This is a genomic window from Streptomyces sp. NPDC002181 (genome assembly GCF_042890485.1).
GTDB lineage: Bacteria > Actinomycetota > Actinomycetes > Streptomycetales > Streptomycetaceae > Streptomyces.
The window spans coordinates 93,561-111,601 of the sequence record NZ_JBIASC010000012.1; the positions used below are offsets into that span (position 1 = coordinate 93,561).

The 18,041-nt window shown below is 72.6% G+C and carries 21 protein-coding genes; 10 read left to right on the forward strand and 11 right to left on the reverse strand.

Features of this window, described 5'->3' with window-relative positions; translation table 11 throughout:
* Entirely contained in the window at window positions 1-309 is a 309-nt protein-coding gene (locus ACFYXV_RS26200; RefSeq protein ID WP_385467170.1) for a DUF2530 domain-containing protein, read from the reverse strand.
* Between the two features lie 150 nt (window positions 310-459).
* Between ACFYXV_RS26200 and ACFYXV_RS26205 the strand changes: the two genes are divergently transcribed.
* The gene (locus ACFYXV_RS26205) at window positions 460-1,914 is read left to right on the forward strand and encodes an NCS2 family permease (protein WP_385467167.1); all 1,455 of its coding nucleotides are present in this window, start codon (window positions 460-462) and stop codon (window positions 1,912-1,914) included.
* Between the two features lie 37 nt (window positions 1,915-1,951).
* Here the strand turns inward: ACFYXV_RS26205 and ACFYXV_RS26210 are convergent, their stop codons facing one another.
* Window positions 1,952-2,134, reverse strand: a complete 183-nt coding sequence (locus ACFYXV_RS26210; protein WP_383342917.1) for a ribbon-helix-helix protein, CopG family — start codon at window positions 2,132-2,134, stop codon at window positions 1,952-1,954.
* A gap of 118 nt (window positions 2,135-2,252) precedes the next feature.
* Between ACFYXV_RS26210 and ACFYXV_RS26215 the strand changes: the two genes are divergently transcribed.
* Both ACFYXV_RS26215 and ACFYXV_RS26220 read left to right on the forward strand, forming a co-directional pair.
* Window positions 2,253-2,690 carry a MarR family winged helix-turn-helix transcriptional regulator gene (locus ACFYXV_RS26215; protein ID WP_030156888.1) on the forward strand — a complete coding sequence of 146 codons (438 nt, stop codon included), beginning with the start codon at window positions 2,253-2,255 and terminating at the stop codon, window positions 2,688-2,690.
* A gap of 26 nt (window positions 2,691-2,716) precedes the next feature.
* The gene (locus ACFYXV_RS26220; protein WP_385467163.1) at window positions 2,717-4,099 is read left to right on the forward strand and encodes an MFS transporter; all 1,383 of its coding nucleotides are present in this window, start codon (window positions 2,717-2,719) and stop codon (window positions 4,097-4,099) included.
* A 9-nt stretch (window positions 4,100-4,108) separates the two neighbouring features.
* Here the strand turns inward: ACFYXV_RS26220 and ACFYXV_RS26225 are convergent, their stop codons facing one another.
* The gene (locus tag ACFYXV_RS26225; RefSeq protein ID WP_385467160.1) at window positions 4,109-5,143 is read right to left on the reverse strand and encodes a WD40 repeat domain-containing protein; all 1,035 of its coding nucleotides are present in this window, start codon (window positions 5,141-5,143) and stop codon (window positions 4,109-4,111) included.
* Window positions 5,144-5,219: 76 nt separating this feature from the next.
* On the opposite strand from ACFYXV_RS26225, the gene ACFYXV_RS26230 reads away from it, so the two are divergent.
* Window positions 5,220-5,903: a GDSL-type esterase/lipase family protein gene (locus ACFYXV_RS26230; protein ID WP_385467157.1), complete on the forward strand. Its 684-nt coding sequence runs from the start codon at window positions 5,220-5,222 to the stop codon at window positions 5,901-5,903.
* 107 nt (window positions 5,904-6,010) lie between these two features.
* Window positions 6,011-6,595 (forward strand): Uma2 family endonuclease, encoded by a 585-nt coding sequence (locus tag ACFYXV_RS26235; protein WP_389384196.1) that lies wholly within the window; start codon window positions 6,011-6,013, stop codon window positions 6,593-6,595.
* Between the two features lie 76 nt (window positions 6,596-6,671).
* Here the strand turns inward: ACFYXV_RS26235 and ACFYXV_RS26240 are convergent, their stop codons facing one another.
* The 5 genes from ACFYXV_RS26240 to ACFYXV_RS26260 form a co-directional block, all read right to left on the reverse strand.
* A complete protein-coding gene (locus tag ACFYXV_RS26240) occupies window positions 6,672-7,661 on the reverse strand; it encodes an aldo/keto reductase (protein WP_385467151.1) in 990 nt (329 codons plus the stop codon).
* 205 nt (window positions 7,662-7,866) lie between these two features.
* Window positions 7,867-8,418 carry an RNA 2',3'-cyclic phosphodiesterase gene (thpR, locus tag ACFYXV_RS26245; protein WP_385467148.1) on the reverse strand — a complete coding sequence of 184 codons (552 nt, stop codon included), beginning with the start codon at window positions 8,416-8,418 and terminating at the stop codon, window positions 7,867-7,869.
* Between the two features lie 48 nt (window positions 8,419-8,466).
* A complete protein-coding gene (locus ACFYXV_RS26250; RefSeq protein WP_385467145.1) occupies window positions 8,467-9,960 on the reverse strand; it encodes a flotillin family protein in 1,494 nt (497 codons plus the stop codon).
* Between the two features lie 138 nt (window positions 9,961-10,098).
* On the reverse strand, window positions 10,099-10,317 hold the full coding sequence (locus ACFYXV_RS26255; protein ID WP_078864531.1) for a hypothetical protein: 219 nt from the start codon (window positions 10,315-10,317) through the stop codon (window positions 10,099-10,101).
* A gap of 60 nt (window positions 10,318-10,377) precedes the next feature.
* Window positions 10,378-11,286, reverse strand: coding sequence for a DUF3027 domain-containing protein (locus ACFYXV_RS26260; protein ID WP_383342897.1), 909 nt, complete (start codon window positions 11,284-11,286; stop codon window positions 10,378-10,380).
* Window positions 11,287-11,666: 380 nt separating this feature from the next.
* Between ACFYXV_RS26260 and ACFYXV_RS26265 the strand changes: the two genes are divergently transcribed.
* From ACFYXV_RS26265 to ACFYXV_RS26280, 4 genes are all read left to right on the forward strand, one after another.
* Window positions 11,667-13,040 carry an MFS transporter gene (locus ACFYXV_RS26265; RefSeq protein WP_385467141.1) on the forward strand — a complete coding sequence of 458 codons (1,374 nt, stop codon included), beginning with the start codon at window positions 11,667-11,669 and terminating at the stop codon, window positions 13,038-13,040.
* A gap of 102 nt (window positions 13,041-13,142) precedes the next feature.
* A complete protein-coding gene (locus tag ACFYXV_RS26270) occupies window positions 13,143-13,628 on the forward strand; it encodes a DUF2771 domain-containing protein (protein ID WP_383342891.1) in 486 nt (161 codons plus the stop codon).
* 13 nt (window positions 13,629-13,641) lie between these two features.
* Window positions 13,642-14,367, forward strand: coding sequence for a futalosine hydrolase (locus ACFYXV_RS26275; RefSeq protein ID WP_385467138.1), 726 nt, complete (start codon window positions 13,642-13,644; stop codon window positions 14,365-14,367).
* The gene (locus ACFYXV_RS26280) at window positions 14,354-15,241 is read left to right on the forward strand and encodes a 1,4-dihydroxy-6-naphthoate synthase (RefSeq protein ID WP_385467135.1); all 888 of its coding nucleotides are present in this window, start codon (window positions 14,354-14,356) and stop codon (window positions 15,239-15,241) included. Before ACFYXV_RS26275 ends, ACFYXV_RS26280 begins: the two co-directional genes overlap by 14 nt.
* A gap of 103 nt (window positions 15,242-15,344) precedes the next feature.
* Here the strand turns inward: ACFYXV_RS26280 and ACFYXV_RS26285 are convergent, their stop codons facing one another.
* A complete protein-coding gene (locus tag ACFYXV_RS26285; RefSeq protein ID WP_030012939.1) occupies window positions 15,345-15,728 on the reverse strand; it encodes a cold-shock protein in 384 nt (127 codons plus the stop codon).
* Between the two features lie 200 nt (window positions 15,729-15,928).
* On the opposite strand from ACFYXV_RS26285, the gene ACFYXV_RS26290 reads away from it, so the two are divergent.
* On the forward strand, window positions 15,929-16,180 hold the full coding sequence (locus ACFYXV_RS26290) for a hypothetical protein (RefSeq protein WP_048475788.1): 252 nt from the start codon (window positions 15,929-15,931) through the stop codon (window positions 16,178-16,180).
* A gap of 75 nt (window positions 16,181-16,255) precedes the next feature.
* Here ACFYXV_RS26290 and ACFYXV_RS26295 read toward each other — a convergent pair whose 3' ends face one another.
* Together ACFYXV_RS26295 and ACFYXV_RS26300 are read right to left on the reverse strand one after the other, a co-directional pair.
* A complete protein-coding gene (locus ACFYXV_RS26295) occupies window positions 16,256-16,921 on the reverse strand; it encodes an HAD family hydrolase (protein WP_385467131.1) in 666 nt (221 codons plus the stop codon).
* An 83-nt stretch (window positions 16,922-17,004) separates the two neighbouring features.
* Window positions 17,005-18,003 carry a hypothetical protein gene (locus ACFYXV_RS26300; RefSeq protein ID WP_389384197.1) on the reverse strand — a complete coding sequence of 333 codons (999 nt, stop codon included), beginning with the start codon at window positions 18,001-18,003 and terminating at the stop codon, window positions 17,005-17,007.
* Window positions 18,004-18,041: the final 38 nt, after the last annotated feature.

An 18,041-nucleotide genomic window follows, 5' to 3' on the forward strand; every position in this document is an offset into this window, starting at 1 on the left:
TCAGCCGGCGGCGCCCTCGTCGCCCCGGGCGGCTCCCCCGGCCTGCTCGCCGAGCTGCGCCTGCTCGGCCGCGTGGCGCTTGAGCGCGGCGTCGCGGCCGCGTACGTACCAGAGGCCGATCAGGCCGAGGAACCCGCCGGCCGCGCAGCACCAGACCCACCACAGCAGGTCCCGGTCGGCGAACCAGCCGTAGAACGGGAGCTGGACGACGAACATGGCGAACCAGAGGATCGTGCCGCCGGTGACGGTCGCGACGATCGGGCCCTCAAGGGGCGCGGGCGCCTCGTGCTTCGCAATCCATTTCGCCATGCCCCCAAGTCTAGGTGCGCCGAAACGGGGTCTACGCGCGGAGATGGACGGGCTTTCGTTCATGTGTTCATACTGAAACGGTGTGGGCATGGCCCATTTTCTTCGTATGAATCACCCAATGCCCCCGCAATGAAGACACCAGAGGACCGCATGAGCACGTCGGCCCCGGCCCCCGCGCCCACCCTCCCGGACCCCGCCCCCGGCGGCACGTCCGCCCTGGACCGCCACTTCAAGATCTCCGAGCGCGGCTCCACCGTCGCCCGTGAGATCCGCGGCGGTTTCGCCACCTTCTTCGCGATGGCCTACATCATCGTGCTGAACCCGATCATCCTGGGCAGCGCGAAGGACATGTACGGGCACCAGCTCGACAGCGGCCAGCTCGTGACCGCCACCGTCCTGACGGCGGCCTTCACCACGCTCCTCATGGGCGTCATCGGCAACGTCCCGATCGCGCTCGCCGCCGGCCTCGGCGTGAACACCGTCGTCGCGCTCCAGCTCGCCCCGCGCATGAGCTGGCCCGACGCGATGGGCATGGTGGTCCTGGCCGGCTTCGTCGTGATGCTGCTGGTCGCGACCGGCCTTCGCGAGCGGGTCATGAACGCCGTCCCGCTGGGCCTGCGCAAGGGCATCGCGATCGGCATCGGCCTGTTCATCATGCTGATCGGCCTGGTCGACTCCGGTTTCGTCACCCGCATCCCGGACGCCGCGCACACCACCGTGCCGCTCACCCTCGGCACCGGCGGCCACCTGCACGGCTGGCCGGTCCTGATCTTCATCGTCGGCGTCCTGCTGACGCTGGCCCTGCTGATCCGCAAGACGCCCGGCGCGATCCTGATCTCCATCGTCGTCATGACCGTCGTCGCCGTCGCCGTCCAGCTGATCGTCGGGCTGCCCGACTCGGGCTGGGGCCTGACCGTCCCCGAGTGGCCGGGCAACCCGGTGGCCGCGCCCGACTTCGGGCTCGTCGGCCAGGTCAGCCTGTTCGGCGGCTTCGGCAAGGTCGGCGCGCTGACCGGCATCCTGTTCGTCTTCACCGTGCTGCTGTCCTGCTTCTTCGACGCGATGGGCACGATCCTCGGCGTCGGCGACGAGGCCAAGCTGATCGACAAGGACGGCAACTTCCCCGGCATCAACAAGGTGCTGCTCATCGACGGCCTGGCCGTCGCCTCCGGCGGCGCCACCTCGTCCTCGGCCACCACCTGCTTCGTGGAGTCCACGGCCGGCGTCGGCGAGGGCGCCCGTACGGGCCTCGCCAACGTCGTGACCGGCGGCCTGTTCACCGTGGCGCTGTTCCTGACCCCGCTCGCCACCATGGTCCCCTCCCAGGCGGCCACCCCCGCCCTGGTGGCGGTCGGCTTCCTGATCCTGGCGGGCTCGGTCAGGGACATCGACTGGAGCGACTTCACCATCGCCGTCCCGGCCTTCCTGGCCATGGTGATGATGCCGTTCACGTACTCGATCACCAACGGCATCGGCTTCGGCTTCATCGCCTTCTGCGTGCTGCGGCTGGCGACGGGCCGGGGCCGCGAGGTGCCGGCGGCGCTGTACGTCGTATCGGCGGTGTTCGTCTTCTACTACGCGATGCCGGCCCTCGGCCTCACGTAAGACCGCCCGCCCCCGCGCCGGGCGCCTCAGGCGCGCCTCAGGTGCGCCCGTAGAACTCCTCCGTCTCGTCGACGGCGGCCTTGAAGCGCTCGTCGAAGTCATCGCGAATGAGCGTCCGGACGACATAGTCCTGGACGCTCATTCCGCGTTTCGCCGCATGAGTCCGGAGGCGGTCGAGCAGCTCCCCGTCTATGCGCATGCTCAGCACGTGTGTCCCCATGCCGAAAGGGTCGTGGCACAGGACGTGGACGCGTGTCACTTTCCGCCGCCGACTCACCCTTACGAGTGACACGCTTCACCTGCGTTCTTTAGAGAGAGTAATGAGGTAGTCTAAAGAGATGCTCGACCTTACCCATGGCGACGACGCTGCCGCCGTGAACGACCTCCGCTCCGCCGTCATGCGGCTGGGCCGGCGCCTGAAGCACCAGCGCGTCGACGAATCGCTCAGCCCGACCGAGATGTCGGTGCTCGGCACCCTCGCCCGGTGCGGCCAGGCCACCCCCGGTGAGCTGGCCCGGCGCGAGCACGTCCAGCCGCCGTCGATGACCCGCATCGTGGCGCTGCTGGAGGCCAAGGGACTGGTCAGGCTGCAGCCGCACCCGGACGACCGCCGCCAGAAGGTGGTCACCCAGACCGAGGAGGCCGAAGCGATGCTCGAAGAGAGCCGTCGCAAGCGGAACGCCTTCCTGGCCGGGCTCGCGGCCGAGCTCACCGAGGACGAATGGGCCAAGCTCCGCGAGGCCGCTCCCGTCCTGGAGAAGCTCGCGCACTTGTAACGGACCACGCCAGGAGGCGAACGCTTTTGAGTACGGGAACCGGAGCAGACTCCGCACCCGGCCATACATCCACCACTACCACCGGGCGCCCGACGCGCTCCACGAGCTCCACAGGCTCCATACGCTCCACGGGCAAGAACAACTCGATGTTCAGCTCGCTGAAGATCCGGAACTACCGGCTCTTCGCCATGGGACAGGCCGTCTCCAACACCGGCACCTGGATGCAGCGCATCGCCCAGGACTGGCTGGTCCTGTCCCTGACCGGCTCTGCTTCCGCGGTCGGCATCACGATCGCGCTGCAGTTCCTGCCGATGATGCTGTTCGGCCTCTACGGAGGCGTACTCGCGGACCGGCTGCCCAAGCGGCCGCTGCTGATCGCCACCCAGACCCTGATGGGCCTGACCGGCGTCGCGCTCGCCGCACTCACCCTCGCCGGACACGTCCAGGTCTGGCACGTGTACCTCGCGGCCTTCCTGCTCGGCCTCGTCACCGTCGTGGACAACCCCGCGCGGCAGATCTTCGTGTCCGAGATGGTCGGCAAGGAGCAGCTCGCCAACGCCGTCAGCCTGAACTCCGCGAACTTCCAGTCCGCGCGGCTGGTCGGCCCGGCGATCGCCGGTGTGCTGATCACCGCCGTCGGCGTCGGCTGGGCCTTCCTGCTGAACGGGCTGTCCTTCGCCGCGCCGGTCGCCGGCCTGCTGCTGATGCGCACGCGCGAACTGCACCCGGTCGAGACGCAGCCGCGCGCCAAGGGCCAGCTGCGCGAGGGCCTGCGGTACGTCGCCGGGCGTCCCGAGCTGATCTGGCCGATCGTGCTGGTCGGCTTCATCGGCACGTTCGGGTTCAACTTCCCGATCTGGCTGTCGGCTTTCGTCAGCGACGTGTTCCACGGGGACGCGGGCACGTACGGGCTCTTCAACACGCTGATCGCGGCGGGCTCCCTGGCGGGTGCGCTGCTGGCGGCCCGGCGCGGGCACTCGCGGCTGCGGCTGCTGGTCGCGGCGGCGCTGCTGTTCTCCGCGCTGGAGGTCGTGACGGCCTTCGCGCCCGGGTTCTGGCTGTTCGCCGCGCTGCTGGTGCCGATCGGGATGTTCGGGCTGACGGTCAACGTCACCGCGAACGCGAGCGTCCAGATGGCCACCGACCCCGAGATGCGGGGCCGGGTGATGGCGCTCTACATGATGGTCTTCACCGGCGGCACCCCGATCGGCGCCCCGGTCGTCGGCTGGGTGACGGACACGTACGGGGCCCGGATCGGCATGGCCGCGGGCGGCCTCGTCTCCCTGGCCGCGGCCGCGGCCATCGCGGTGATCCTGTCCCGGGTGGGCAACCTCCGCCTGAGCGTGAGCCGCCGCGGGGTCACGTTCGTCCCCTCGCCCCGCCCCCGCGAGCTGGTGACGGCGGCCTGAGGCCCGCCGTCAGTCGCGCGGCTTGCGGCGGAGGAGCCGCTTGGCGCCGAAGACCAGGGCCGTGCCCACGGCCAGGACGGCCGCGCCCTTGGTGAAACCGCCCCCGCCCTGCTCCCCCGCGGGGCCGGGGGCACCGGGAGCCGGGCTCGCGCCCGGCTTCCCGGGAACGGGGGACGCCGTGCCGCCGGACGCCTGCCCCGGCTTCACCGCGACCGCCACCACCCGGCTCGACTCCCCCTCCGATCCGAACAGCAGCGTCGACCCGTCCGCCGAGTACGTCACCGACTCCGCCTGCCCCTGCCAGGGCGCGTCCACCCGCTCGCCCTCGCCCTCCGGCCTCCCGTCCTTCCACGGGTAGGTCTTCGCGAAGAAGTAGCCGCGCAGCGCGAGCCGGCCGCCGTCCGGGGAGAAGGCCCCGTCCGTCACCCACGGCAGGTCCGCGACCCGCCGGAACACGTTCGTCCCCGAAGCCGACAGCTCCTTGGGCCCCTCGTACAGCCCGCCCTTGTCCTCGCTCTTGCTCGCGATGTAGACCCGGCCCGTCACCGGATGCACCATCAGCGCCTCCGCGTTGCGCGCCCCGTCCGCGTACTTCACCGTGAACTGCTCGGCCTTGACCGTGACGTCGGCCAGCTGCTTCGGCTCCGGGAAGCGGTAGATCCAGACGTGGTCCCAGGTCCCGTTCAGGTTGTCGCCGATGTCTCCGACGTACAGCTGCCCGTCCGGGCCCAGCGAGATCGCCTCGACGTCGCGCGGGGTCCCGATCCCGGTCAGCGTCACCCGGGCCACGGTCTTGCCGGTCGCCGAGTCCACCGCGTACACGTACGGGCCGTCGTCGCTGTCGTTGTGCGTCCAGTACACGCCCGGATGGATCCGGCTCGCCGCCAGCCCGCTCGACTCCTTGATCCGCGGATCGGTGATCGTGAACCCGGACGCGCCGGGGGATCCGGAGGCGGGTGCCGATCCCGAGGACTCGGCGGCGGCCGCGGCCGAACCCGGCAGCACGACAAGGGCAATGACGGCGGTCAACGGCAGCAGGCGCATACCCCAAGCGTGCCAGGGCGCCCCGCGTGTCCGGCATCACAGGGGCTCCCGGCGCGTGATCCGCGATGATGACCGGATGCGTTTCATGTTCGTCGGCGATTCCATGACCATCGGACGCGCCGGCGACTACACCTGGCGCTACCGGATGTGGCAGCACCTGAGTGCCGCCCCGGGCGGCCCGTACGAGATCGTGGGCCCGCGCACCGCGCTCTTCGACACCGGCGCCAACGAGCCGGTCAGCCACGCCTACGCCGACCCCGGCTTCCCGGACGACGCCCGCCGCCACCTCGCCGGCTGGGGCGAGGGCTGGCAGCACATGGCCCCCCTCATCGGCTCCGCCGTCCGCTCCGGCGGGCCCGACGTCCTGCTCGTCTCCCTCGGCCTCATCGACCTCGGCTTCTACACCGCCGCCGAGGAGACCGCGGCCAACGCACGCCGCTTCATCGCGGAGGCCCGCGCCGCCCGGCCCGACATCCGGATGGTCCTGCTCCCCGTCATCCCGAACGTCCGGGCCGATTCCGACGCGCCGTTCGCGGCCGAGGTGGCCCGCTTCAACGAACTCCTGGCGAAGGCGGTGGCAGACCTGTCGACGGACGCCTCGCCGATCCTGCTGGCCGCGCGCCCGGCCTCGTACGAGATCGCGCACGACACGTACGACGGCACCCACCCCAACGCCTCCGGCGAGCACCGCCTGGCCGGCGAGTTCGCGGCGGTCCTGCACCAGGCGTGGGGCATCGGCGGCCCGTACCGGATGCCCTGACGCCCCGTAGGGCCACATCCGGCGTTTCCGCCGTGACCCGGTCTCCGTGCGTATCGTTGTACTACGCGGCTGACCTCGACTGCGCGGCAGCGGGGAGGAGCGCCACGGTGACCGTCGTAGAGACCGACAGGATCGAGATGGCCGACATCAGCAGCGAGCAGGCCTTGGACGACATGTTCGAGGCGCTTGAGCCCGTCCCCGAGGGATTGAAGGTCGAGATCGTCGAGGGGACCGTCTACATGTCGCCGCAGCGGGACACGCACTGGGAGATCATCCTGGACCTCATCGAGCAGCTGCGCGCCACGTATCCGCGGAAGCGCCTGAAGTCCGACGTCCGTATCGACTACCCCGGCCACCTGAACGGCTTCGCCACCGACGTGACGGCGATGGCCGAGGGAGCCGAGAAGACCGACGCCGGCCGGTGGCGCCACGAGGACGTGGAATTCGTCGCCGAGGTGATCTCCAAGGGCACCGCCGCCAACGACTACGGCCCCAAGAAGGCCGCCTACGCCGCCGCCGAAGTGCCCGCGTACCTGATCGTCGACCCGTACGTCCGCCGCTCCCTGCTCTACACGCAGCCCAAGGACGGGGACTACGCCACGGAGACGAAGATCGCCTTCGGTGACGAGATCGACCTCACGGGCACGGTCGTGGGCCTGGTCCTCGACACCTCCGAGTTCCCCCGCGACTGATCCGCGACTGATCCGCGCCCCCGGTCCGCGCCCCGCACCGGGGGCGCGGACCGGTCGCGCCGTCGTGCCGGCCGGATCACCAGGCGAAGGCCTCCGGTGAGGCGCCCGGGCCGGGGAAGATCTCTTCCAGGGCGGAGAGGACCTCCTCGCTCAGCTCCAGCTCCAGTGCGCGCAGGGCGCTCTCCAGCTGCTCCGCCGTACGGGGACCCACGATCGGGCCCGTCACCCCGGGCCGGGTCAGCAGCCACGCCAGCGCCGTCTCGCCGGGCTCCAGGCCGTGCTTGTCGAGCAGGTCCTCGTACGCCTGCACCTGGGCCCGCACGGCGGTGTTGGCCAGGGCGTCCGCGGAGCGCCCGGAGGCACGGCGGCCGCCCTCGACCTCCTTCTTGATGACCCCGCCCAGCAGACCGCCGTGCAGCGGGGACCACGGGATCACGCCGAGCCCGTACTCCTGCGCCGCCGGAATGACCTCCATCTCGGCGCGCCGCTCGGCGAGGTTGTACAGGCACTGCTCGCTGACCAGCCCGAAGGAGCCGCGCCGGGCGGCCGTCTCGTTGGCCTGGGCGATCTTGTAGCCGGGGAAGTTGGAAGAGCCCGCGTAGAGGATCTTCCCCTGCTGGACCAGCACGTCGACGGCCTGCCAGATCTCCTCGAACGGAGTGCGGCGGTCGACGTGGTGGAACTGGTAGAGGTCGATGTAGTCCGTCTGGAGCCGCTTGAGGCTGGCCTCGACGGCCCGGCGGATGTTCAGCGCCGAGAGCCGGTCGTGGTTGGGCCACGGATCGCCCTCGCCGGCCATGTTCGCGTACACCTTGGTGGCCAGCACGGTCTTGTCCCGCCGACCGCCGCCCTGGGCGAACCAGGTACCGAGGATCTCCTCGGTACGGCCCTTGTTCTCGCCCCACCCGTACACATTGGCGGTGTCGAAGAAGTTCAGGCCCGCGCCGAGCGCGGCATCCATGATCGAGTGACTGGTGGGTTCGTCTGTCTGCGGACCGAAGTTCATCGTGCCGAGTACGAGTCGGCTGACCTTCAGTCCGGTGCGTCCGAGCTGTGTGTACTTCATGAGCCCCAAGCCAACTGCCTGGAGTCCACTCGAAGCAAGGGCCCGCGCGCGGGAGGGTCGGGCTCCGGGCGGGCTACTGGCCCACGGCGGCTGCCACGGCCACTACGACGAACATCAGCACGAGTACACCGGCCATCACACGGTTTCGGGTCTTGGGATCCACCCGTCGAGCGTAACGCGGGCCGCGCCGGTTCCCGTACGAGGGTCAGGCGGCCAGGGGCCAGGCCTCGACCACCTCGTAGCGGGGCTGCTCACCGGGGACCCCTGCGGTCGGGAGGTTGCTGCGGACCAGGCTGAGCTCCCCGACCCGCCACGGCGTGCCCTCGAAGCCCGCCAGGGCCTCGGCGTAGGCGCGCAGGTCGGCGCCGGTGCGGCTGCGGGCCAGGGTGAGGTGGGGGGTGTAGCGGCGGTGCTGCTCCATCGGCACCCCGGCCCGGCGGGCGGCGGCGTCGGCGCGCTCGGCGAGCATCCGCATCGGGTCGATCCCGCCGGCGGCCCCGGCCCACAGGGCGCGGTCGCCGAAGTGTCCGGATCCGTGGATGCGCAGGCCGAAGGGTTCGGTGCGGTGGGCGGCGCGGCCCAGGCGGGCGTGCAGGTCCGGCAGGAGCTCCTCGCGCACCTCGCCCATGAAGGCGAGGGTGAAGTGCCAGCCCGCCTCGCCCGTCCAGCGCAGCCGGTCGTCCCGCAGCGGCGCCACGGCGCGGCTCAGCTCGTCGACCGCATCCGGGGGCGGCATCACCGCGGCGAACAGCCTCATGGGCGCGAGCCTAACCCGGACCGCGGGTCAGGCTCGCGCCCGGGCGGACTACGCGTCCGCGATCGGGATCTGGTGAGAGGCGGATGCCGTGCTGCCGTTCACCGGGGTGGTGTCCGGGGCGGCCCCCTGGGCGGCCGGCCGGGCGCCGGGCTGGGACATCGACGAGAGCAGCTGGCGGGCCAGGCCGAGACCCGTGCCGCCCATGGTCAGCGCCTTGGCGAACATCTCCGACATTCCCTCGGCGCCGTTCAGGAGCACCATGTGCTCCACGTTGCCGAAGGCACCCGCGCCCGCCTCCACGATCGCCGGCCAGTTCTCGGCGAGCTGCTGGGCGACGACCGCCTCCTGGTTCTCGGCGAGTGCGGCGGCCCGCGCCTTGATCGCGTCGGCCTCGGCGAGGCCCTTGGCCTTCGCCGAAGCCGCGACCGCGAGGCCCTTCGCCTGGGTGGCGGCCGCCTCGGCCTCACCGGTCGCCCGGGTGGCCTTCGCCGCCGCCAGACCCCGGGCCTCGGTGGCCGCCGCGTCCGCGGTCGCCGCCGTCGTCACGCGGGTGGCCTCGGCCGCGGCCGCCAGCTCGGTCTCCTTGGCCTTGGCCTGCGCCGCCGAGATGCGGGCGTCGCGTTCGGCCTCGGCGCGGGTGCGGGTCTCGTACGCCGCCGCGTCCGCGGGCTTGCGCACGTCCGCCTGGAGCTGCTGCTCGCGCCGGTGCGCTTCGAGCTCGGCGACCCGGGTCTCCTGTACGACGACCTCCTGGCGGGCCGCGGCCTCCGAGAGCGGGCCCGCCTGGCGGGCGGTCGCGGCGGCCTTGTCGCGCTCGGCCTGGTAGCCCGCCTGGAGGATCTCGCTGTCGCGGGTGGCCTCGGCCATCCGCGCGAACGCGGTCTGCTCGGCCTCGGTGGCCAGACGGTTCGCCTCCGCCTGCGCGATGCGCGCGTCCCGCTGGACGGCGGCCGCGTGCGGCATCGCCAGGTTCTTGATGTAGCCGGTCGGGTCCTCGATCTCGTGGATCTGGAGCGAGTCGACGATGAGGCCGAGCTTCTCCATCTCCGTACCGCAGGCTGCCCGGGTCTGCCCGGTGAGCTTCTCCCGGTCGCGGATCATGTCCTCGACCGTCAACCCGCCCACGATGGAGCGCAGATGGCCCGCGAAGACGATGTGCACCCGCTCGGGCATCATCTTCTGCTGGTCCAGGAAGCGGCGCGCCGCGTTCGCGATGGACACGAGGTCGTCGCCGATCTTGAAGATCACGACGCCCTTCACCCGCAGCGGGATGCCCTGGTGGGTCACGCAGTCCACGTTCAGCTGGGTCTCGTTGAGGTCCAGCGACAGCTTGCGCACCGCCTGGACGCCGGGGACCACGAGGGTTCCGCGCCCGGTGACGATCCGGAACCCCATGCCCTCGCCGATGCCCTCGGTGCGGTGGGTGGAGCCGGAGATGACGAGTGCCTCGTTCGGTTCGGCCACCCGCCACATGAGCTTGAACAGGCCGATCAAAGCCAGGATTGCGGCGAGAACGATTCCCGCCACGACGCCGATAGCCATCGGCAACGCCCCCTTATCGCAGTGCCGTTCGACACTGACGAGGGCGAGTGTGCTCCTGTGCGGGGCCGTTAAGAAGACGCTGGCGGTTTCTTGTCGCCATCTTGATACGAACCACATCCGCGCAGGTGGCGCGGGGGCTCAGTTGTCGTACGCCGCCATCACGTACACCGTGCGCGGCGGCAGGTACTCGACGACCGTCACGACCGTGCCGACCGGCAGCCGGCCCGTCCCGTGCGCCGGGTGGGCGAGGAAGTGCTCCGCGCCGCCCCGGATGCGGACGATGACCTCGCCCACGAGTCCGGGGCCCACCGTGCCGGTCACCCGGCCGTCCAGCCCGATCATGCCGTCTTCCCCCATGGGGCGAGGGTACGCCGCGGTACCGGGCCGGTGCGGCCTTACGACGGCCTTACGACGGCCTTACGAGTGACCGAGGTCCGCGGCCGGGAGGTCCGCCGTGGGGACCGAGCCCGTGTCGGCGGCCGGGCGCAGCGGGAACTCGTCCGTGGCCATCGAGTCGAGGACCGGCGGCGCCGGCCGCAGCGGCTTCGGCATGACCGCGGCCTCGGAGTGGCCGCCGCAGCCGTACGAGAGCGAGACGAGGTGTCCGTCGGCCGGGCCGAACTCGTTGGCGCAGACGCCGAAGGCCTGGCCGAGCGAGCCGCCGATGGCGACGAGGAACCCGCAGGAGACGCAGGAGGCGGGCGCGGCCTGCGCCATCGGGGTCTTGGCGCCGAAGGACTCGTCCCAGCGGTCGGCGGCGCTGTGCAGCCCGTACCGGGACAGGACCCGGGCGCGCCGCATGCCGAGCTCCTCGGCGACGGAGGTGATGGAGCCCCGTACGGGGACCACGGCGCGGTCGGTGACGTCGGCGTCCTCGGCCTCGACCAGTTCGGCCATCTCGGTGGAGACGACCGAGTTCGGCGGCGGGGTGTCCTCGCCGGACCAGCCGGGCTCCAGCCGCAGGTCCTCGGCGTCGGTGGGCAGCAGGTCGCCGGGGCCCATGTCGCCCGGGCGCAGCCGCTCGCTCCACGGCACCCACTCGGGGGCGAGCAGCGCGTCGTCGCCGGGGAGGAGCACCGTTTCGTCGAGGGTGACGTTCTTGGCGCGCGAGGCGCGCGTGACGGTGACGGCCCAGCGCCAGCCCCGGTATCCGGGGTCCTTGCACTCGAAGAAGTGCGTGACGACCCGGTCGCCCTCCGCCACGGCGGAGACGTGCTCGCCCACCACGGAGGGAGCGGCGGCTTCCTCGGCCGCCGTGCGGGCGAGGTCTACCGCCTCGGCGCACAGGCGGTCGGGGGTACGGCTTCGCGTCGTCGCAGCACTCACAGGTCTCGTTCTCTCCTACGCCGTCTCACGAGTGCGCCGTCCGTACTGTCGTCCTGAACGACCCGTCGGTCCTGTCCGTACGTGGCGCGGGCGGAGCGGACCAGAGGGCCGCGTCGACGTCCGCACCCGATCGGCCTCGGGCGCACCTACCTGCAATCCATTCTGCGGGATCGCGAAGAGGCGCGCGGCCGAGAGCAACCGCCGGTGGCGCGCTACGCACGCTACCTCCTCCGAAGCCTTGGGCCCACATGCAAGGTCCGATTCGCGGACGAGAGGGTGCGCCGACATCCCCCCTACGACCCCCCGACGCGCGCCCGACGGCGATCCGACGGACGCCCGTAACGCGCCGGGACGGTACCGGGAGGGGTCCTTGGGGCACTATGGCGGATGTGGCACCCGTACGGTCGTCCCGCGACGGCTCGGGACCGGCCAGGCGGGCCGGCCGGGCCGTCGGGCGTGCCCTGCGGCGCCCTTTCACCGGAACGGCGCGCGGGATCCGGCGGGCCACGCACGCGCACGGGGCCGGCGAATCGGGTCTGGGCAAGCTGATCGAGCTGCACGCCATCAACGGCGCCGGCGATGTGATGATCACAGTGGCGCTGGCTTCGACGGTGTTCTTCTCGGTACCCACGGACGAGGCACGCGGCCGTGTCGCGCTGTACCTGGCGATCACGATGGCCCCCTTCACCCTGCTGGCCCCGGTCATCGGTCCGGCGCTGGACCGGCTGCCGCACGGCCGGCGGGCCGCGATGGCCATCGCGATGCTCTCGCGGGCGCTGCTCGCGGTGATGATGTCGGGCGCGGTGGCCACGGGCGGGCTGGAGCTCTACCCGGCGGCGCTGGGCGTGCTGGTCGCGTCCAAGGCGTACGGGGTGGTGCGCAGCGCGGTGGTGCCGCGGCTGCTCCCGCCGAAGTTCTCACTCGTCAAGGCGAACTCCCGGGTCACCCTGGCCGGCCTGCTCGCCACGGGCGCGGCGGCGCCCGTCGCGGCGGGGCTGCACACCATCGGGCCGCCGTGGCCGCTGTACGGGGCCTGCGCCATCTTCGTGTGGGGCACCTTCGCGGCGTTCTCGCTGCCGCCCAAGGTGGACGAGGCCAAGGGCGAGCGGCGGGCCCGGCTCTCCACGCACGAGCCGCATTCGCGCAAGCCGGGCCTGCGCACGGTGAGCCCCTCGGTGCTGTGCGGTCTGCTGGCCAACGCCTCGATGCGGGCGCTGTCCGGGTTCCTGATCTTCTTCCTGGCGTTCCTGCTGCGCGAGCACCCGCTCGCCGGGCAGAGCGCCGCCGTCTCGCTGGGCATCGTGGGCGTGGCGGCGGGCGTCGGGAACGCCTGCGGGACGGCGGTGGGCGCGTGGCTGAGGGCACGGGCCCCGGAGACGATCATCGCGTCGGTGCTGTCGGTGACCCTGGGGGTCGCGATCCTGGCGGCGGTGTTCTTCAGCGGGCTGTTCATGGCCGTACTGGCGGCCACGGCCGGCTTCTGCCAGGCGCTGGCGAAGCTGTCCCTGGACGCGATGATCCAGCGGGACGTGCCGGAGGCCGTACGGAACTCCGCGTTCGCCCGTTCGGAGACGCTGCTCCAGATGGCGTGGGTGCTGGGCGGCGCGATCGGGATCGTGCTGCCGCTGAACGGGGTGCTGGGCATGGCCGTCGCCTCGGCGATCGTCGCGGCGGGCACCACGATGGCCGTGCGCGGGCGCCTCTCCGCCCCGAGCCACCACCATCCGGGTTCCCCGCGCCCCCGGGTGGCCTAGATGGGGGCAAATCAACCCTCCCGGGGCGGCCTCGCGCGGCGCGGCAGGCCACGGACACCCCCGTGCGGCGGCAGAGCGGGGTGGCCCGATAGCCTTCGGCTCATGACCGCACCGCTTTTCTCGGGTAGGGGCCGCCGCAGCGTCGCGGCCCTCGGAGCCGTGTCCGCCGGCCTCCTCCTCCTCTCCGCCTGCGACAAGCCGACGCCGCTGGCGACCGTGACGGTCGGCTCGTCGTCGGTGTCCACCGAGGCCGTCTGCTCCGACGCCAAGGAGCTCTCCATGGACAAGGTCCAGGAGTGCCTCACCGACATGAAGGACGCCAAGACCATCGACTACGGCCGCGGGGACACCCTGCGTCTGGGCGTCGAGCCGGAAGTCGTCGAGGACGGCAAGAAGTGGCAGGCGGTCCTGGACGGCCAGCCGATCACCGAGCCCTCCTCCAACACCTACCGCAGCTTCCCCGGCGCCGACATCTTCGCCACCGGCGGCCAGGGCGAGGCCCCGGCCTCCAAGAAGCTGAACATCGTCCAGGTCGGCGAGGACGGCAAGCCGCTCGCCGTCTGGGCCTACAACGTCAAGCTCAAGTAGGCACGTACCGACGGTGCGCGCGCTCATCGTGACCGCGGTGGCGGCGGAGGCAGACTCCGTCGCTGCCGGTCTCACCCCTCATCCGGACCCGGTGACGCCCGAGCCGCGCACCCTTCCCGGCGGTTACCTCCTCTCCCGGCGCGATCTGCCCGGCCTCGCCGCCGACGTGCTCGTCGGCGGGGTGGGGCCGGCCGCCGCCGCGGCCGCCACGGCCACCGCGCTCGCGCTGGCCGAGTACTCCCTCGTCGTCTCCGCCGGCATCGGCGGCGGGTTCGCGCCCGCCGCCCCGGTCGGCTCCCTCGTGGTCGCCGACGCCCTCGTCGCCGCCGATCTGGGGGCCGAGACCCCCGACGGCTTCCTCGGCGTACAGGAGCTGGGTTTCGGGCACAGCGTGCACCTCCCGCCCGCCGAGCTCGCCGCCCGCGCCGCCGAGGCCACCGGGGCGCTGCTCGCGCCCGTGCTGACCGTCTCCACCGTCACCGGCACCGCCGGGGGCGCGGCCCGGCTCGCCGCCCGGCACCCGCTGGCCGGGGCCGAGGCCATGGAGGGGTTCGGGGTCGCGGAGGCGGCCGCCGCGCACGGGCTGCCCGTACTGGAGATCCGCGCCGTGTCCAACGCCGTCGGCCCCCGCGACCGCGACGCCTGGCGGATCGGGGACGCGCTGGCCGCGCTCACCGCCGGATTCCGCGCCCTGGGGCCCGTACTCGTCACCTGGGGAGAACGCCATGAGCACCGCTGACCGGCTCGCCGGAGCGCCCGCCGGGGCACCGGCCGAACCGCTCGCCATCGCCTATTCGCCGTGCCCGAACGACACGTTCGTCTTCGACGCCTGGGCGCACGGCCGGATCCCGGGGGCGCCCGCCCTCGACGTCACCTTCGCGGACATCGACATCACCAACGGCATGGCCGAGCGCGGTGAGCTGGACGTGCTGAAGGTGTCGTACGCCGTGCTGCCGTGGGTGCTGGAGGAGTACGCGCTGCTGCCGTGCGGCGGGGCGCTCGGGCGCGGCTGCGGGCCGCTGGTCCTCACCCGCGAGGCCGGTGTGGACCTGGCGGGCAAGACCGTCGCCGTGCCCAGCGAACGCTCCACCGCCTACCTGCTGTTCCGGCTGTGGGCCGCGGACGTGCTGCCGGAGGGCGTCGGCAAGGTCGTCGTCCTGCCGTTCCACGAGATCATGCCGGCGGTCCGCGACGGCCGGGTCGACGCCGGCCTGGTCATCCACGAGGCCCGGTTCACGTACCAGGACTACGGGCTGCACCGCCTCGCCGACATGGGCGAGCACTGGGAGTCCACGACCGGCCTGCCGATCCCGCTCGGCGCGATCATCGCGAAGCGCTCGCTGGGCGCCGAGACCCTGCGCGCGCTGGCCGAGTCGGCCCGTGCGTCGGTCCGGATGGCCTGGGACGATCCGGAGGCTTCCCGCCCGTACGTGCGCGCCCACGCGCAGGAGCTGGACCCGGCCGTCGCCGACCAGCACATCGGGCTGTACGTCAACGAGTTCACCGCCGACCTGGGCGACGCCGGGTACGCCGCGGTGCGCGGGCTGTTGACGCGGGCCGCGGCGGAGGGTCTGGTACCGGCCATCGCGGCGGACGCGCTGGAATTCCCGTAGTCGATTTTCGGCTGCCCGCCGGGTGCGTACGACGGTGCCCCGGCCCTCTTGCGGGGCCGGGGCACCGTCGTACGTACGGGCCCGGTACGGGCTCGCTGCGGACTCAGACGTCGAGCTGGTCGGCCACCGCGCGCAGCAGGCCGGCGATCTTCGTGCCGTGCACCTTGTCGGGGTAACGGCCGCGCTCCAGCATCGGAGTGATGTTCTCCAGCAGGGTCGTGAGGTCCTGCACGATCGAGGCCAGCTCGTCCGGCTTGCGGCGCTGAGCGGCCGCGACCGAGGGCGCGGGGTCCAGCACCGTCACGGAAAGCGCCTGGTCACCGCGTTGTCCGGCGACGACGCCGAACTCGACACGCTGACCGGGCTTGAGTGCGTCGACCCCGGCCGGGAGCACCGACGAGTGGACGAAGACGTCTCCGCCGTCGTCGCGGGAGAGAAAGCCGAAGCCCTTCTCACTGTTGAACCACTTGACCTTGCCGGTAGGCACGTCCGTCCTCTGTCCTTGTGCTCGTCGGGGTCCGGGACGCCGCTCGGCGGGTCCGGACAACAGCGCAGCGGGCCATGGTGACCCGCCGTGTCCAGGCTAGTGGGCGACGGACAGGAGACAAGACGTTCCCCGGTCCTTCGCCGGCTCTTCGCGTGCGGCTGCGCTGTCGGCTGCTTCGGCCAGGGAACTACCCTGGTGAGGTGACTGTTACTCCTCATCCCGACGAAGCGCGGCCGGGCGACGGCCTGGTGCGCGCCGGTGGCATCGTGTTCATCGTGGGCGCCGTGGCGACCCTGGCGACGATGGCCCCGCTGTTCCTCGACACCGACCCGTTCCCGTCCTACGCGTGGGCGGTGTGCATGCTGATGGGCGTCGGCTTCCTGATCTCGGCGGCGGGCGTGCTGCGCTCGGCGGCGGCCCAGCGCCGGGCCGCCCGCGCCTCGCAGGCCTGACCCGCCGTCAGGCCTGCCGTTCGGGGCGGGTCCGCCCTCGGTCGGCCCGCCCTCCGGGTCAGGCCGCCCTCCGGGTCAGGCCGCCTGCGCGCGGACGTACTCCGCGAGCCACTGCGGCAGCGCGGTGAGGTCCGGCAGCACCACGTCGGCGCCCGCCTCGCGCAGTTCCGGCTCGGGGCACGGCCCGGTCGGCACCGCCACCGAGAGCGCGCCGGCCGTACGGGCCCCGCGTACGTCGCCGACGTGGTCGCCGACGTAGACCTGCGCGCCGTACTCGCGCAGCGCGCCCGCCTTGGCCTCCGCCCACAGCCAGCCGATCACCGCGTCCGGCTCGATGCCGAGGTGCGCGAGGTGCAGCCGGGCGTTCGGCTCGTGCTTGGCCGTGACGACGATCGCACGGCCGCCGAGCGCCCGGACGGCCTCGATCGCCTCGCGGGCGCCGGGCATCGCCGGGGTCGGCCCGATGGCGTGGGTGGGGTAGATCTCCCGGTAGCGGTCGGCCATGGCGGGGATCTCCGCCTCCGGGAACCAGTACGCGAGCTCCTCGTCCAGCGGCGGACCGAGCCGCGTGACCGCCTCGTCGGCGTCGATGAACGTACCCGTCTCGGCGGAAAGCGCCTGGTAGGCGGCCTTGATGCCGGGGCGCGAGTCGATGAGGGTCATGTCGAGGTCGAAGCCGACGGTCAGCTGGGCGGGCACGGCGGGCACAGCGGGCACGGCGGCGGAGGTCTCAGAGCTCATGCCTCCATTGTGCCGAGCCGGGGCGGACGGGCGGGAACGTGGACCTGGCCCCGCCTTACCGGACGGTGAAATTTGCCGGCATGTCAGCGGCGGCGGGAGCGCCAGGCCAGATAGAGCGCCGAGGCCACGGCCGCACCGCGGGCCAGCCAGGGCCACATGCCCTGGAAGACCCCGCCCAGCCCGTCGTCCGTCAGCGGCGCGCCCCAGCGGCCCTCCAGGCGGCCCCACAGCCAGACCACCGCGCCCGCGAAGACGGCACCCGGCAGCCCGAACACGACCGCCTTGCGCTCGGCCGGCCCCAGTACCCGCGAGGCGTACGCGAGCAGCCAGCCGCCGATCAGCAGCAGCCAGGAGCCGGTGACGGCGCCCGCCACGAGCACGGCCGCGGCCAGCAGCAGGAAGGCGTGCGGCTTCGGACGCGCGGCGGCGCCGGGCGCGGCCCCCGCGTCGGGTGCGGCCGCCGCCCTGGCCTCAGCCCTGGCCTGCCGGCGCTGCTTGAGGAACCGTACGAGGCCCCGTACGGCCGAGCCGTCCTCGGCGGTGGCCGGCCCCGCCGCGGGCTCCGGCCTCTTCTCCTCCTCCGGGTGCCTGAACAGCTCCGGGATCTCGATGCCGCCCGCGAAGCCCTCCACCTGGGGCCCGGCCCCGTACGGTCCCGGCGCGACGCGCCACCAGTCGGGCTCCGCCCCGCCGTCGGCGCCGAGCTCGTCGAGCCCCGCCAGGTGCGGCGGCGCCGGCGCGGTGTCCGCCGGGCGCGGCTCCGGGACGGACTTGCGGAGCAGCCGGCCGGGCCCGCGCTGGGTCGGCACCGCCGGGGCGGGATCGGGGGTGGCCGCCCGCGTCTGCGGGGCGGGCGACGCGCCCAAGCCGTCGAGGACCGCCTCGGGCGTGCCGATCCGCTCCAGGATGCGCCGTACGGCCGCCGGGGTCTCCGGCTCGTACTTGGCGCGCCGCCGGTCGATCTCGTCGCGCAACCCCGCCACCAGCCGCATCCGGTCCCCGGAGGACAGCTGCCGCCGCTGCGCCAAGTCCCCGACCCGGCTCAGATATTCGTAGACCAGATGGTCGCTCTCGATCCCCATGCCCGGCTCCTCCCGTACCACCCTCCCGAAAGGTAGCG